We start from the raw sequence: 15,979 nt of genomic DNA, 5'->3' as shown, positions 1-15,979 counted from the left end.
TCATGCAAGAGAATAACTATCTTTCGGAACAACAGGATTATTACCGTCAGCAGCAGCATCAGCCGGGATGGCAAAATGTGGTGCAAGTGCTTTTTTCAGGTATTCAGGCTAATGCTGACAGTGCGGATGGCAGGGCTTTTATCCGCAACATGGGGACTCAACTGGCACAGCATAACCCCTTACCGATAAGTCAGACCGTGGGTGAGTTTGAAGATCAAATTAATCATCTATGGTCCAGATATCATTGGGGATTTTTGCGCATTGCCGCGAATGAACAGGAAATGCAGTTAAGTCACTGTGCATGGCCGGACACGGACAATCTGACTGAACAGTCGCAGTGGAAAACTGCATTTGCAACATTTTTGGAAGGTATTTATAAGGAGTGGCTCAGGCAGCAGGGAGGGCAGTCAGAAGTGAATGTCCGTTGGCTGGATAATAAAACCGAAGGTCCATTAGTGTTCCGTTATAAAAACGGCATTTGAGGCATATTATGCTAATTATGAAGGTCATGCGTGTTGTTGTTACCGCCGGTGTGCTATTTGGCCTACTGTTTTCCACCGGGGTACAGGCTTATCAGCCCGGCTGGGAACAATTTAAAAGCCGGTTTCTTAAGCCCGATGGCCGAATTGTTGATACGGGTAACCATGATATCAGCCATACCGAAGGGCAAGGTTTTGGTATGCTACTTGCCGTATTCAATGATGACCGGCCTACCTTTGATTCATTATTGGGTTGGACTCAAAAGACATTATACAATGCAGATACCGGATTATTTTCATGGCGTTATGAGCCGAATGCTAAAGTAAAAGTTGCGGATAAAAATAATGCTACAGATGGCGATATATTGATTGCTTGGGCATTATTACTGGCTGGGGATAAATGGCACAATCGCGACTATACGAGTCAATCTAATCAGATACAGAATGCTATTATTAAGCACACGGTCATTAACTTTGCCGGTTATCATGTATTATTGCCAGGCTCTGCAAGTTTTAATCATACCAGTTATGTTGTGATCAACCCGTCTTATTACATATTTCCAGCCTGGAATGCATTCTACCAATACAGTCATTTGAAAATATGGAAAGACTTGAATGACGATGCTATCCAGCAGTTATCAGCGATGAAGCTTGGCAAAGTCAATTTGCCGACTGATTGGGTGTCATTGCAGTCGGATGGTAGTTTCGCACCAGCCAATGGTTGGCCTGCACGTTTTAGTTTTGATGCGGTGCGTATTCCATTATATCTCAGTTGGGGAGGACATAATGGCAGTACATTGGCGCCTTTTATTGGCTATTGGCAAGGTTTTTCGCGTTTAAAAACACCGGCATGGGTCAATGTTGTTACGGGGGCTACCGCGGAATATGCACTGACACCTGGGATGCTGGCGATACGGGATCTTACCTTAGGTGATGCTGCTCAATTAACGGCAGTATTACAACCAGAAGAAGACTATTACTCCTCTTGTTTACGCTTATTATCCTGGTGGGCGGCACAGCAGAAATGAGTAAAAAGCACGTTCTACTTGCAGGGCGTGCTTAGGTCGGTTCATCACGGCAACATCCGCTTTATCATGTCAGGATCAGAGCATTGTCACGATTTCTGGTTGATTTTTTCCATTAAAATAAGTCGTTACGTAATAAATTTGTTCTATGATTGAGAACCGGCCCTCTAGTTATTGATGGAGGGAGAGTTCATATAAGGAGAACACAATGCCTCATATGCCTTTGATAGCGCTTCCCCACACTCATTCTGATTGTTGTCTTTGCCATAGTCCGGCGTTCGTTCGTATCAATACGGTGTTTGCTCAGAAAGCTGCTCATTCTGCCCCTATAACAGCGGCAACCGTTGCTGCGGCGATCCCAGGCGCGACTCAGCAAAGAAGAGATGTCGCGGCCAATACTGTGCGTGTGATGGCCTTTGTTAATATTCGCCTTTTTGATGGTGTTTCAGACCATTTGCGCGATGGATTGCAAGTATTAGTGGAAGGTAACAGGATCAAGTCGGTAGAGCCGGCTGATAAAGCATTGCCACCGGATGTGGAACGGATAGACGGTGGTGGCGGTGTATTGATGCCAGGGCTGATCGACGCACACTGGCACGCCATTATGGCTCGGCCATCAATGATGACGGCGATGACAGCAGATTTTAATTATATCCAGGCGCTGGCAATTGCAGAGGCGCAGGCGACTATAATGCGTGGTTTCACCACGGTGCGTGATATGGGCGGGCCGGTTTTTGGCTTGAAACGCGCCATTGATGAGCAGGTGACGGTCGGGCCACGCATCTATCCTTCCGGCGCATTTATCACTCAAACTGGTGGGCACGGCGATTTCCGTCTGATTGGTGAATTACCGCATACGCCATCAGACCCCTTGAGTTATGCCGAACGCGTAGGTATGACGGCGATTGCCGATGGTGCCGATCAGGTGTTACTGCGTGCCAGAGAACAATTGATGCGAGGCGCGTCGCAACTCAAATACATGGCAGGGGGTGGTGTAGCCTCTATGTATGACTCTATAAGTGTGACCGAGGGATCGGTACCAGAGATTCAAGCGGCAGTTACGGCGGCTGAGAATTGGGGTACCTATGTCACCGTCCATGCTTATACGGCACGGGCGGTCACCATGGCGATTAAAGGTGGGGTTAAATGTATCGAACACGGCCAGTTGGTGGATGAGGAGACCGTCCAGTTAATGGCAGAAAAAGGCATTTGGTGGAGCTTGCAACCCTTCCTTGATGACGAGGATGCGGTGCCAATGGCCAGTCCGGCATCACGTGCCAAGCAGCTTGAGATGGTTGCCGGTACTGATACGGCCTATAGGTTGGCGAAAAAATATAACATCAAGACAGCGTGGGGCACCGATACATTATTCGATGCCCGACTGGCAACCCGACAGGGTGCTCAATTGGCCAAGCTGACTCGCTGGTACTCACCGCTTGAAATTCTCAAGATGGCCACCAGCGTTAATGCTGAACTCTGTGCCTTCTCCGGTCCAAGAAACCCGTATCCCGGTAAGTTGGGTGTGGTAGAGAATGACGCACTGGCTAACTTGATTCTGGTTGATGGTGATCCACTGAGTGATATTCAACTCATTGCTCGGCCAGAGAAAGCATTCAGGCTCATTATGAAAGATGGGCAAATCTTCAAAAATACGTTGGGCAGCGATCTGTAGTGACTTTTTATGATCGAATAGCTGTTTTTCTGCCTGTTAACGCCACATTAACTGAGGCCGAATAATGAATGATATGACTTCCCTTAGGAAGCCAGAGTGGTTTTTTTTCAGGGGGTTAGCGAGTACCAACCTGAACTTATGGCGCGGGTCGTTAGTTCTGTTATCGGTTATTGCTCTGAGCGGCTGCACCGGCGTAGCGGCGCCTTCATTTTCATTGGTGGGCTCTTACTTTCCTTCCTGGATGGCGTGCGCTTTTATCGGAATAGTTGTGGCGGTGATGGCTCGCATTCTGTTTATTCGGATGGGTATTGATGAGGTGCTGCCATGGCGGCTGTTGGTGTATGTCTGCCTGGCGCTTGCTGTGGCATTTATCAGTTCCCTATTACTGTTTACACGATGAATGATGAATATGAATAAACTATCAGGGAGTGGGCGTAAGCGGCAACTGGCGCTCATCGTCGCCGGCGTTATCATCGTCGCGGCAGTGATATCAGGCTGGCTTTCCGTGCGGCAGACTACACTGAATCCATTATCTGAAGATGCAGAATTAGGGGCCAGTGTGGTGCATGTTGCCAGTTCGGTACCTGGCCGTATTATCTCGATTAATGTCGTGGAAAACAGCAAAGTTCGGCGGGGTGACCTGCTGTTTACCATCGAGCCGGATCTCTATCGGCTGCAAGTCGCACAGGCGCAAGCTGAATTGCAAATGGCAGAGGCTGCTCGCGATACCCAGCAACGGACGGTGGTCGCTGAACAATCCAATGCCGCGATTACCAATGAACAAATTGTACGGGCGCAAGCCAATCTCAAGTTAGCGACTCAGACATTGGCCCGGCTACAACCTCTGCTCCCTAAAGGTTATGTCACCGCCCAGCAGGTCGATGATGCGGCGACGGCGAAACACGACGCCGAGGTCAGCCTGAAACAGGCATTAAAACAGTCATTTGCTGCGGAGGCTTTAGTCAGCACGACTGCGGCCGCTGAAGCGTTGGTAGTCGCACGGCGCGCGGCGCTGGCTATTGCTGAACGGGAGCTGGCGAATACACAAGTACGTGCCCCCCATGATGGTCGGGTGGTGGGGCTGACGGTCTCGGCCGGGGAGTTTATCGTCCCGGATCAGGCCATTTTTACCCTTATCAATACTGAACATTGGCATGCCTCGGCCTTTTTCCGTGAAACGGAATTGAAGCATATCAACGTGGGGGATTGCGCTACCGTGTATGTCATGGCGGACAGACAGCGTGCGATTCAGGGGCGAGTTGAGGGGATTGGTTGGGGTGTCAGCTCTGAGGATATGCTGAATATTCCACGTGGTCTGCCTTATGTCCCGAAATCATTAAATTGGGTACGTGTTGTTCAGCGTTTCCCAGTGAGAATCAGTCTGGAAAAACCGCCGGAGGACCTGATGCGAATCGGGGCGACTGCTGTGGTTGTTGTGCGCAATGACGACGGTTGCTGACGGTACGCTCGGTGGCATAATCCGTCAGGCAAAAGCGGATTTAGCCTATTTCCCTGGGCGAGTGGCGATGGCCTGGCGGGTTGCTGCACTCTGTGCATTGATGGCTATGGTTGCCATGGTGTATGGCATCCCGGAATCCGCGATCAGTTGCTATCTGATTATTTTCGTCATGAAACCGGATGGCGTAGAAAGCATGGTGATGGCGATTGCTATCACCATTCTGGTGTCGCTGGTGGTTGGTCTGGTGTTTCTGCTTATTCATTTCACGTTGGAAGCCGCGCCACTGCGCATGGCAGCCTTGATTGTCAGTTCGTTTTTGTTTCTCTATCTTGGCTCAGCCAGTAAGCTCGGCCCGGTGGGGAGTATTATTGCGCTGGTTATTGCGTTTGTGATGACGCTGCTCAGTGATATACCTATGGGTGAGGTAGCAACGCGGGGGCTGTTGTATGCCTGGTTAATGGCGGTTTCCCCGATGTTGCTGATTATTGGCTTTAACCTTTTCTTTGGCCGGGCACCCCAGACGTTATTGCGGGCCAGTTTAGCCGAGCGACTTTTCACCGTAGCCGAGACATTGCGCCAACCCGATGCCACCAATATGGCTAAGCTAACCGAGCTACTACAGGAAGGGCAAAATGAGCATCAACAGCGGGCGCTTTTTGTACGTATCTTCCATCTACGCCCCTCGTCTGAAGCAGCCTGGTTGGAAAGTGCCGTAAAAAGCAGTTATCGCCTGCTATTGGCAACGTCAGCTTTATCTGCTGGCTCACCAGAGAATGAGCGTATTGAACTCGCGGGCTACTGTTGCGATGCGGCACAGGCGATAGCGGCGGGCAATCTTGCTGTTACCCCTCACTTTGCTATTGAGAATGCGGGTGATGAGATCAATGAAATCAGAAACGCACTGCTAGCACTGGCGAATGCGGATAATGGGCAAGATTTGGCTGCCCCGAAATCCTCATTCTTTGCCGCAGATGCACTGACCAATCCTGCTCATCAGCGTTTTGCGCTAAAGACGACCGCCGCCGCCCTAATTTGCTATCTGGTCTATACCGCATTGGATTGGCAGGATATCCATACTGCCATGATCACCTGCTATGTCGCGGCGTTAGGTACCACCGGTGAGACAGTGCATAAACTGGTACTGCGGATTATCGGGTGCTTGATCGGCGCGTTAATGGGGGTTCTGGCGATCATTTTCATTATTCCCTACCTGAGCGATATTGGTCAATTGATGGCGCTGGTGTTTGGCTGCATTCTATTGGCCGCTTGGGTTTCCTGTGGCAGCGAGCGTATCGCTTATGCCGGTGTGCAGGTCGGGCTGGCATTCCTGCTGACGGTGTTGCAAGGCTTCGGGCCAAGTACAGATCTGGGGGTGGCACTCGATAGGGTGCTTGGGATCTTACTGGGTAATCTGGTGGTGTATTTGATTTTTACCCGGTTGTGGCCGGTGGCTATTGTAGATGCGGTGCGCATACATATTAGTAACACGTTGACGGGACTGACAAATTTGGCAGCGCTGTCGCCTGATGCACGGCCTGCGGCACTAAGAGAAGCGACAACCATTGAGGCGGAGATTACCCAAGCGCGAGAAGAACTGGCACTGGTTCCCTTTGAGCCAGCACAATTACGCCCTTCACGAGAAGAGTGCGCACGCTTGTACGCGATACTGGCAGAAATGAGTAAATTGTGCCCAGTGCTGTTTCTACCGACTGAAAAGTCGGCGTCTGATGTGGAACAACTGCGTCAGCTCTCGCTTGTCGGTGACATTACCGCGCAACAAGGCGAGCACGTGCCAGAGAGAGAATCTTCATGGCAGGGGTTATCGCCAGTTGAACTGACTATTGGGCAACGTATAAAAAGACTCGGGGAACTTCTGGGAACTTGATGACATGACGACTCACGCGGTACTAATGGCCAGGATAGCCAAAATGGGCCTTATTTGCACGGCGGCTGGCTTATGCATATTGATTACGGGGTGTGCCACTGAGCGACTTGACCTCGCGCCAGCCTCCTATTCCGAACCTTGGGTCACGGATGCCAATACGGGCAGTGCTGCGGGCGCGGGTAATTTCTCTGTGCCAGCTAATCCGCTGGTGGCAGAACTTCCTCAGCCACCGGCAATAAAGAGCGGACATCTTTACTCATTACCTGAGCTGATTGATATTGCCCAGAATCAGAATCCAGATACCCGCATTGCCTGGCAGCAAGCGCGACAGGCTGCATTGGCTGTCGGCATGGGGGAGGCGGTATTTTTACCGATCATTTCAGCCAGTGTTATTGGTGGCTACCAGAGTACCAGCACACCGTTACCTTACGCGATTGGCAGCCATAAGGATGTCAATACCTCCGGGAGCGCAGTTGTTCCGGCGCTGGCATTACAGTGGCTTATCTTTGATTTCGGGCAGCGTAGTGCATTACTTGACGCAGCTAAACAAACCTCTTATGCCGCCAATGTTAGCTTTAATGGGATGCATCAGAAGCTAATCTACGATGTCACACGGACTTATTTCCAATATGGTGCCGCGCAGACCCAGAGGCAGATAGCAGAGCAAACGCTGAAAAATAGCTTAAAGATTCAAGATGCTGCCGAACAACGTCAAAAAAATGGTATTGCCACCACCGTCGAAGTGGCGTTGGCGCGCCAACAGGTGGCACAGTCTGAACTGCGCCGCGTAATGACAAAAGGTACGGAACGTGATGCTTATCAGGCATTACTGGGGGCGATGGGGGTTTCTCCCTCATTAGATATCAACATCGCTTATGCCGAAGACCGCGCTTTGCCAGATGTTGCCAGCACGCCGACCGAAAATATGATTCGTCTGGCCCTTTCCCAGCGGCCTGATGTGTTAGCTAGCTATGCGGCGGTTGAAGCTGCCAAGGCAGGTATCAAAGCCACTGAGGCCGACTTTTTGCCAAAAGTCTATCTTGCCGGAGCAGTCGCAGGCGGTGATGGGCGCTTTGATATTCAGGGTCTACCTGGGATTAGCCAGCAGACTTCATCCTCTAGCATTTTGGTGGGGGTCAGTGTTCCTCTTTACGATGGCGGGATACGGGCGGCGCGGGTCAAAGAGGCGGAGTCTCGTGCGGCAGTTGCAGCGGAAGGATTTAAGAAAACTCAGGAGTTGGCGGTGCGTGAAATCGTGGTGGCGGCGGATACTTTGCACTCGGCACTTGAGTCTAATCAGGCGGCACTCAATCTGGTGAAAACGTCATTTATCACCTATGACGCTGCACTGGAATCTTATCTTAATGGTGTAGGTACCATCACGGTCGCTAACGAAGCGGCCAATGGCTTGTTGAATGCACAACAGATGAGTACCGATGCCCACGCCGCTTCGCTGGTCGCCGCTGCCAATCTGGCTTTTGTGATGGGTAAAATGACAAATACCTCACAACCTCTCGAGTTGCTTCATTAATCATAGAAATAAAGGGGCTTTCTTTTGGCGATAGGGGATGTCATTCAGGGGGTTGCACAAATTAACACAGGAGATGATAACCCATTAATGACATAGAGGTTTTTATCTATATTCTTTACACTGACAAGATACTGTACATCATCACGTGTTGTCTGAATGAATTTCGACCAGACATTATCTGGAACATCATCAATAGCTCTTATAATTTGAGTGGTGAAGTTGACTGTATAAACACCGTTATTATCCAAGGTGGTGTAGTTGAATGGCAGAGCGCGATTTAATATATATGATGATGTTTTATCCTGCGCCGTTCCGGTGAATTTTATAAAACCCTCACCATTGCGGGATAAAAAGATACTCATATCTGCCAGTAATGAAACAGAATCATAGGTATTAATGTTTTTTCAGGTATAGCTCAGAATCGCACTGTAAAACAACTTTAGGCAATAGTTGATAGACCCAGAAAATGGCGACGGCAGCTAATATCGTCAGGTAAACCACGGTAAGGTAACCTTTTTTTCATCGTGCTTCTCCCGAGTTAATCCTGATCGTTCTGCAAGAAGGGTAATCACTGTCTTCTTTTTTTGCACAGATACCAATAAAGGTAAGTTGATTAAATTTATAATAATTACTTCCTTTTAGATAAAAAATCTCGTTATTATCATTTTTGCAGTCTATTTCATCTTAATGTAAATCGTTTTTAACGTGGTTGATTAGCTGCTCAGTGGCAGGATAGGTGGAGTTGTTCTTAACATACAACATACATTTCCCAATTCTACCGGCAAGTACATGGCTTTTCTTATTAATGATGATCTCAGCGAGTTATAATAAATTTTGAATGTAGTTATAGTGAACGCATATTTAAACTTTAAATAATTTATTGTCAATTTGTATTTTTAGGGAATGGCTGAGTGCGGTTTAAGTTTTTTTTGAATTCCGATATTAAAAAATGTACAAGCTACTATTGGCTATATTTTAAGATGTATAGCATCTTCCTTTATTTAATTTTTGGAGTAAAAAACTATATATCTGCTAATTTGTGGCGTATGTTGCCGCATTGTTGATCTTGAAATAGAATAAATGCTGTTTTTAGGGTGTTTGTTGTAGTTGTCATTAGGTGTGTTTAGGTGTCATCGATACGATTTAAATTTTTATGTTGAGAATTACCGAGATACCAGCAGATCTCCCAAGAGGGTTTATGAACAAATGCGTTATGGTGGTTATTCATAAAAAAATATCTTTTTCTCTTTAGCATTGCAATCTGAACTATCCAAGCATTTAGATAAGATAACTGAATTAATACTTAATGATTCATCTATTATTCTGGCTAAAAAAACACAAGTATTAAATCTGGTTTCAAAGCAGGATACACAACGCTATTGTGAACGCCATGTTCGGGATACTCAGGGTAACAAAAACATACATTATTTATTGTGTTCTTGAATGATAGTCAGGGTTTAGCTGCCGACGGTAAATTACCTGATAATAACCCAGGCATTATATATGGTAATTACAGTAATAATATAATTGACAATATAATCCAGAGTACTATTGGTTTACTGGAGGGAAAAGAGTTACAAGCTGAAAGTAATGCAATGAGTTACCCGGCCAGTGAGAACGCACTCATGGGCAAGGAACGCACCGTTATGTGTTATTTAAAGTTAGGTATTAACCCAGTGACTATAGCCCAGATAATCAAGCTCAGCATCAAAACGGTTAATGCACATAATAACTCAATAATGAAAAAGATAAAAATGGAAAAAGAATACAATCGTATCGTTTTCATATTAATGAGGCGTGTTTGGCGTAATCTAGATGGTGCCAAAATCAAGAGAGTTTTTTTGTCGATAATTTGGGACTTGTCGCTACGATGGTACAGCTCTCTTTTAACCTTCGTTCTGAATCCACCCGGACCGTACAGCATTATGCTGACGAGGTAAATTGATGGTTATCGGGGTAGGGAGGGGCGGATTTTTCTGGCAAATGCCAGGTTTGGCTGTATTAAAAATGATCGCCCAGTGATGATTTTCATAGGATTAGTCTTGCTGAGGCGAGCTGATTAAGTGATCAATATCAACTTATTGACCTATGTAATTGATTTTATACATTTATCACCTAGCTATACACTTAGCGTGGCTGACGCTGGAGAGAGTCAACTCCGTACAACCGAAACCGGATTGTTCTCGGATATCATTTTTTACTTGTATTACCAACTGCGTTGATAATCGTATTTTTCGCTGCACAGCAGTTTCTCATCGGTATAAATCTGCCACATACCTCTATTTTCTGGTACTGCATGTATCATTCAATGAAATTATATATCGATAAGTCATTTTTACGTTATTAACAGTTAACTGATTCATTGTGATAACCGTTAGGTCCCTCTTTATCCCTCTTTGTTGTGAAATACTCTGGCGCCAGATCACACTCTTAAAAAAATAAAATGTAGGACCATTCCTACAATGCATTTCGTGCAGTCTTGGTTTAAATTTCATGATGATTTTTAACGTGCTAAGGCACAAGGATTTTTTCTTACCTAACAAGAAACTTCTTATTCTTCAATGTGATGTTGCATTTTTTCTGAAATGCTAATAGTTACATTTTGTAACATTTTGTAACATTTAACCCATTGGTGTTACCTGGCTAATGTTTTTACACTGCCGCCACTGGGTATTTAATCGATATACTTATGTGTGTGAAAAATACCTGTCAGATACTGTGTTATGCCATCCTGCGAATGCGAAGGTTATCTACGAACAATTATTTTCCTTAATTTCATTGCCACGGTTTATTGGTGAGCGATGGCTATTCCCCCCATGTCAGGGTAGTTGTCGCCTCTAACTGAAAACATCCAAGGGGCTGGAGACAACAAGAATGAAAACGTATTCACCTGAGCTTAAAGCCGCTGTGATTGCCAGAATGATGCCACCACACAATCAGCCGGTTGTTCAGATTGCACGCTCTGAGGGGATCCCTGTCAATACGCTTTACACCTGGCGCTCCAAGGCAGGTATTTCGACCGCGAGCACCCACGTTGAGGTAAAAACCCCGCAGCAATGGTCCCGTGAGGCTCGTTTTGCCATCCTGGTTGAAACGGCACCTCTTTCCGCCCATGCTGTTGCTGAGTACTGTCGCCGTAAAGGGCTCTACCCTGAGCAAATTCAGCAGTGGAAGAATGAGATAATGCAGCCAGATCCGCGTGAAGAGAAAGCACTCGTCAAGAAACAGCAAAACGAAATTCATCAGCTTAAGCGTGAAATTGCCCGCAAGGATAAGGCGTTGGCTGAGGCTGCGGCATTGCTGATATTGCAAAAAAAGTTCAAGGCGTTGTTCGTCGAGGAAAACGGGGACGAATGACGCCGACTCCGGACAGGCTGCGATTGATGACAATCGTAAAGGAAGCCGTTGCTGCAGGCGCGAGGCTGAGCGAGGCTTGCCAGTCTATTGGGCTTAGTGAGCGAACATTACAGCGTTGGGGAAAAGGGACGCATGACCGCAGACCCACGGCGTCACGGCCCATCCCGAAGAACAAACTCACTGCCGAAGAGGAACAACAGGTTTTAGCCCTCTGTCATGAACTGCGGTTCGCCAGCCTGCCACCGACGCAAATCGTTCCTTTGTTGGCGGATGAAAAGCGCTATATCGCCAGTGAGTCAACGTTTTATCGGATACTAAGACGTGCTGGCGAAACAACGCACCGTGGTCGGCAGAGGGTAGCGCAAAGCAAGCCGCTATCGACCTGGAGGGCGACGGCACCGAATCAGGTGTGGTCATGGGATATTACCTGGCTGAGGTCGCTGACGGCAGGACACTGGTTCTATCTGTACCTGATAGAAGACGTGTTCAGCCGCAAAATCGTCGGTCACGAGGTTCACTTGGTTGAAAGTGGTGAGCATGCGGCAGAGCTGATGAATCGGACAGTGCTGAGCGAACGCTGTTGGCAGGAGCCGCTGGTACTGCATGCGGATAACGGAGCCCCGATGAAGTCACAGGTGCTGCAGGTAAAGCTTGCGGAACTTAAGATAACCCCGTCGCACAGCCGGCCACGGGTGAGCAACGATAACGCGTATGTTGAATCGCTGTTCAGGACGTTGAAATACGTGCCGAGCTGGCCGGAGAAGGGCTTCGCGACGCTGGAGGATGCGCAGGCGTGGGTAGAAACCTTCGTTGGCTGGTATAACGAAGAACATCGGCACAGTGGTATCCGTTACGTCACACCAGGGCAACGACACAGAGGTGAAGATCGGGCACTACTGGCGCAGCGTAAATCGGTCTATGAAGCGGCGAAAATGCAGAATCCACATCGGTGGTCAGGTTCAACGAGAAACTGGCACCGGCAGGATGAGGTCTGGTTAAATCCGGAACGTGAAACGTTGGCCGCATGAATTAACTGAGGCGACAACTACCTTGACACGCGCCGTATTGTTCCAGGTGATGCCGATTATTTTTACGCATCTTTTCAGGGGTGGATTTCCTAAATTCCCGTCCTCTAACAAGGAAAGTCAATGGCCTCGTCAAGCTTCCAAAATGAGATACCCAAAGCGCGTATTAATATTAAATTAGACCTCCACACCGGCGGTGCCCAGAAGAAAGTCGAACTACCTTTAAAACTTCTGGTGATGGGCGATTACAGCAACGGTCAGGAACAGCGTCCGCTGTCCGAACGTGAAAAGCTTAATATCAATAAAAATAATTTCAACAGCGTGTTGGCCGAGTTCCAACCGAGCCTGAAATTAACGGTGCCTGATACTTTGGCAGGGGATAATACCGATACCGCCGTATCTCTGACCTTCAACGACATGAAAGATTTCGAGCCGGAAAGTGTCGCCCGTCAAATCCCACAACTGCGTGCCTTGCTGGCAATGCGCAATCTGCTGCGTGATCTCAAGTCCAATTTGCTGGACAACGCCACCTTCCGCCGTGAGCTGGAAAACATCCTCAAAGACGAAGCATTGAGCGATGAGCTGCGTGCTGAACTGGCGGCATTGGCCCCCAAAGACTGTTAATCGCCGGATTGGCTGCTTGTAGAAAGAAGAAAAGGAACATGCTGATGTCTGTACAGGAAAACAGTGCGCAGGGTACTGCGATGTAGTGGCATAGTGAATTTGGCCACCTGACCAGAGGTGTTATTCTTGCCTCAATAACTTTACAGGTGATCCATGACCAAATATTTCACGGCTGAATTCAAACTCGAAGCGGCAAAGCTGGTTGTTGACCAGAAATACTCTCATTCGGAGGCCGCTAAAGCCATGAATGTCAGTCTTTCCGCCCTTAGCCGATGGGTGGGTAAGCTCAGATTGGAACGTCAGGGTAAAACCCCCGTTGGGCTTCCACTGACGCCTGAACAAATAGAACTTCGGGAAATGAAGAAAAGGATTCAACGTCTTGAAATGGAGAACGAAATTCTAAAAAAGGCCACCGCTCTCTTGATGTCGGACTCGTTGAACAGTTCGCGATAGTCGATAAATTGAGAGCGCTTTATTCGGTAAAAGCACTGTGTAAGGCTTTTGATGTTCAGCGTAGCAGCTATCGGTACTGGCATAACAGAGAACGCGTCCCAGATGTCGAGCGCACCATTAAACGCAGCCTGGTTAACGAAGTCTGGCATGCTAGCGGCGGGTCAGCCGGTGCCCGAAATATCGCCATAATGGTGACGAATAAGGGCGTAAAACTGGGGCGTTGGCTTGCCGGAAAATTGATGGCAGAGCTGAACATGACAAGTTGCCAGCGTCCCACACACAAATATAAACGGGGTGGGCAGGAGCATGTTGATATATCGAATCTATTGGAGCGGCAGTTTGCAGTAACCCAACCGAATGAGGTTTGGTGTGGCGATGTGACCTATATCTGGACAGGTAAGCGCTGGGCTTATCTGGCTGTGGTGTTGGATCTGTTTGCCCGCAAGCCCATAGGCTGGGCGATGTCGTTTTCACCTGACTCAGCGCTAACGGGTAAAGCGTTACAGATGGCATGGGAACTCAGGGGACGCCCAGGCGGAGTGATGTTCCACAGCGATCAGGGCAGTCATTACACCAGTAAAAAATACCGTCAGTTGCTGTGGCGTTACCGGATAAAACAGAGCCTAAGCCGGCGTGGGAACTGTTGGGACAACGCGCCAATGGAGCGATTTTTCAGAAGTCTGAAATCCGAATGGGTACCGACGACAGGTTACCAGAGCTTCGGGGAGGGCAGAAATGCAATCACCCGATATATAACGGGTTACTACAGCGAACTTCGCCCGCACTGGTACAACGGAGGCTTAACGCCCAATGAATCCGAACGGCTGTTCTATGAACAGTCTACTACCGTGGCCAATTTTAGTTGACCACTACACGACGACCGTATTAGAGAAAAACCGTCCCGTAGCCCAGGGGGTTTATGCCTCTTTATTTGAAAAAATCAACCTGAGCCCAGTCTCCTCATTGACGGGTCTGGATGCTTTCCAGAACAACGATACCATGGCGGATGCCACTACTGATGAGCGTGTCACTGCCGCCGTCAGTGTCTTTTTAGACCTGCTGAAGCAGTCGTCGAAAAAAGTGGAAAAGCTGGATAAAACCCTGCTGGATGGCCACATTGCGGCGCTGGATGATCAAATCAGTCGCCAGTTGGATGCGGTGATGCATCACCCTGATTTCCAACGGGTGGAGTCGACCTGGCGTGGCGTGAAATCCCTTATCGATCAAACCGATTTCCGTCAAAACGTGCGTATCGAACTGCTGGATATCAGTAAAGATCATCTGGTGCAGGATTTTGAAGACGCCCCTGAAATCGTGCAAAGCGGTCTCTACACCCAGACTTACATTCAGGAATACGACACCCCCGGTGGCGAACCGATTGCCGCCGCTATCTCCAACTACGAGTTCGACCGTAGCCCGCAAGATATCGCGCTATTGCGCAATATCTCCAAGGTCGCCGCGGCAGCCCATATGCCGTTTATTGGCTCAGTGGGTCCAGAGTTCTTTGGTAAAGAGAACATGGAAGAAGTGGCCGCCATCAAAGATATCGGTAACTACTTTGACCGTGCCGAATACATCAAGTGGAAAGCCTTCCGCGACTCAGATGATTCCCGCTATATCGGCCTGACCATGCCGCGCGTGCTGGGGCGCTTACCTTACGGCCCGGACACGGTGCCGGTACGCAGCTTTAACTACGTAGAGCAGGTGAAAGGGCCGGACCATGACCGTTATCTGTGGACCAACGCCTCGTTTGCCTTTGCCGCCAATATGGTGAAAAGCTTCATCAAAAACGGCTGGTGTGTGCAGATCCGTGGCCCGCAGGCCGGTGGCGCGGTGACCAACCTGCCTATTCACCTGTACGATTTGGGTACCGGTAATCAGGTCAAAATCCCGTCAGAAGTGATGATCCCGGAAACGCGCGAATTTGAGTTTGCCAATCTGGGCTTTATTCCGCTGTCGTACTACAAAAACCGTGATTACTCGTGCTTCTTCTCGGCCAACTCTGCCCAGAAGCCTGCGCTGTATGACACCGCTGATGCCACTGCCAACAGCCGTATTAATGCCCGCTTGCCATACATCTTCTTGCTGTCACGCATTGCCCATTACCTGAAGCTTATTCAGCGCGAGAACATCGGCACCACCAAAGACCGCCGTCTGTTGGAGCTGGAGCTGAATAACTGGATCCGTGGGTTGGTGACGGAAATGACTGATCCGGGTGATGACTTGCAGGCTTCCCATCCGCTGCGTGATGCAAAAGTCACGGTGGAAGATATCGAAGACAACCCCGGTTTCTTCCGCGTGAAGCTGTATGCCGTGCCGCACTTCCAGGTTGAAGGTATGGACGTGAATCTGTCATTGGTTTCCCAGATGCCGAAGGCGAAAGCCTGATTGTCATCATTTTTCAAACTGCAGCATTGTTGGCTACGCCCATTCACCCCAGTCAATGACCGGGGTGAATGCCCTTGCCGT

Annotated in this window: 13 protein-coding genes; 12 read left to right on the top strand and 1 reads right to left on the bottom strand. The window is 48.5% G+C overall.

What is annotated here, in order from left to right:
- Positions 1 to 2: 2 nt before the first annotated feature.
- The 7 genes from bcsD to ACWJJO_RS19015 all read left to right on the top strand — a co-directional run bounded on the left by bcsD (position 3) and on the right by ACWJJO_RS19015 (position 8,051).
- On the top strand, positions 3 to 482 hold the full coding sequence (bcsD, locus tag ACWJJO_RS19045; protein WP_083162555.1) for a cellulose biosynthesis protein BcsD: 480 nt from the start codon (positions 3 to 5) through the stop codon (positions 480 to 482).
- Between the two features lie 8 nt (positions 483 to 490).
- Positions 491 to 1,507: a family 8 glycosyl hydrolase gene (locus ACWJJO_RS19040; RefSeq protein ID WP_083162557.1), complete on the top strand. Its 1,017-nt coding sequence runs from the start codon at positions 491 to 493 to the stop codon at positions 1,505 to 1,507.
- Positions 1,508 to 1,712: 205 nt separating this feature from the next.
- Positions 1,713 to 3,176 (top strand): metal-dependent hydrolase family protein, encoded by a 1,464-nt coding sequence (locus tag ACWJJO_RS19035; RefSeq protein WP_481091402.1) that lies wholly within the window; start codon positions 1,713 to 1,715, stop codon positions 3,174 to 3,176.
- A gap of 64 nt (positions 3,177 to 3,240) precedes the next feature.
- The gene (locus ACWJJO_RS19030) at positions 3,241 to 3,576 is read left to right on the top strand and encodes a YtcA family lipoprotein (RefSeq protein ID WP_193784776.1); all 336 of its coding nucleotides are present in this window, start codon (positions 3,241 to 3,243) and stop codon (positions 3,574 to 3,576) included.
- A gap of 9 nt (positions 3,577 to 3,585) precedes the next feature.
- A complete protein-coding gene (mdtN, locus tag ACWJJO_RS19025) occupies positions 3,586 to 4,635 on the top strand; it encodes a multidrug transporter subunit MdtN (protein ID WP_083164071.1) in 1,050 nt (349 codons plus the stop codon).
- Positions 4,619 to 6,520 (top strand): FUSC family protein, encoded by a 1,902-nt coding sequence (locus ACWJJO_RS19020; RefSeq protein ID WP_193784777.1) that lies wholly within the window; start codon positions 4,619 to 4,621, stop codon positions 6,518 to 6,520. Before mdtN ends, ACWJJO_RS19020 begins: the two co-directional genes overlap by 17 nt.
- 4 nt (positions 6,521 to 6,524) lie before the next feature.
- Entirely contained in the window at positions 6,525 to 8,051 is a 1,527-nt protein-coding gene (locus ACWJJO_RS19015; RefSeq protein WP_442820504.1) for a TolC family protein, read from the top strand.
- A gap of 44 nt (positions 8,052 to 8,095) precedes the next feature.
- On the opposite strand, the gene ACWJJO_RS19010 is transcribed toward ACWJJO_RS19015, so the two are convergent.
- The gene (locus tag ACWJJO_RS19010) at positions 8,096 to 8,413 is read right to left on the bottom strand and encodes a FidL-like protein (protein ID WP_442820505.1); all 318 of its coding nucleotides are present in this window, start codon (positions 8,411 to 8,413) and stop codon (positions 8,096 to 8,098) included.
- Between the two features lie 1,233 nt (positions 8,414 to 9,646).
- On the opposite strand from ACWJJO_RS19010, the gene ACWJJO_RS19005 reads away from it, so the two are divergent.
- From ACWJJO_RS19005 to tssC, 5 genes are all read left to right on the top strand, one after another.
- Complete coding sequence (locus ACWJJO_RS19005) at positions 9,647 to 9,991, top strand: helix-turn-helix transcriptional regulator (protein WP_481091610.1); 345 nt, start codon at positions 9,647 to 9,649, stop codon at positions 9,989 to 9,991.
- Positions 9,992 to 10,925: 934 nt separating this feature from the next.
- Positions 10,926 to 12,436 (top strand): IS3 family transposase gene (locus tag ACWJJO_RS19000; RefSeq protein WP_481090522.1). Its coding sequence is split into 2 segments (ribosomal slippage): positions 10,926 to 11,361 and positions 11,361 to 12,436, totalling 1,512 coding nucleotides; the frame shifts between segments, so codons are not numbered across the junction.
- A gap of 120 nt (positions 12,437 to 12,556) precedes the next feature.
- Positions 12,557 to 13,057, top strand: coding sequence for a type VI secretion system contractile sheath small subunit (gene tssB / locus ACWJJO_RS18995; RefSeq protein WP_083162567.1), 501 nt, complete (start codon positions 12,557 to 12,559; stop codon positions 13,055 to 13,057).
- 153 nt (positions 13,058 to 13,210) lie between these two features.
- Positions 13,211 to 14,376 (top strand): IS3 family transposase gene (locus tag ACWJJO_RS18990; protein ID WP_481090614.1). Its coding sequence is split into 2 segments (ribosomal slippage): positions 13,211 to 13,466 and positions 13,466 to 14,376, totalling 1,167 coding nucleotides; the frame shifts between segments, so codons are not numbered across the junction.
- On the top strand, positions 14,342 to 15,898 hold the full coding sequence (gene tssC, locus ACWJJO_RS18985; RefSeq protein WP_481091401.1) for a type VI secretion system contractile sheath large subunit: 1,557 nt from the start codon (positions 14,342 to 14,344) through the stop codon (positions 15,896 to 15,898). The genes ACWJJO_RS18990 and tssC overlap by 35 nt, the downstream gene beginning before the upstream one ends.
- The last annotated feature ends 81 nt before the right edge of the window (positions 15,899 to 15,979 follow it).

It is taken from the genome of Yersinia antarctica, assembly GCF_056636475.1.
The sequence above is the reverse complement of the archived record's forward strand: the minus strand, read 5'-3'. Positions and strand labels throughout refer to the sequence as shown.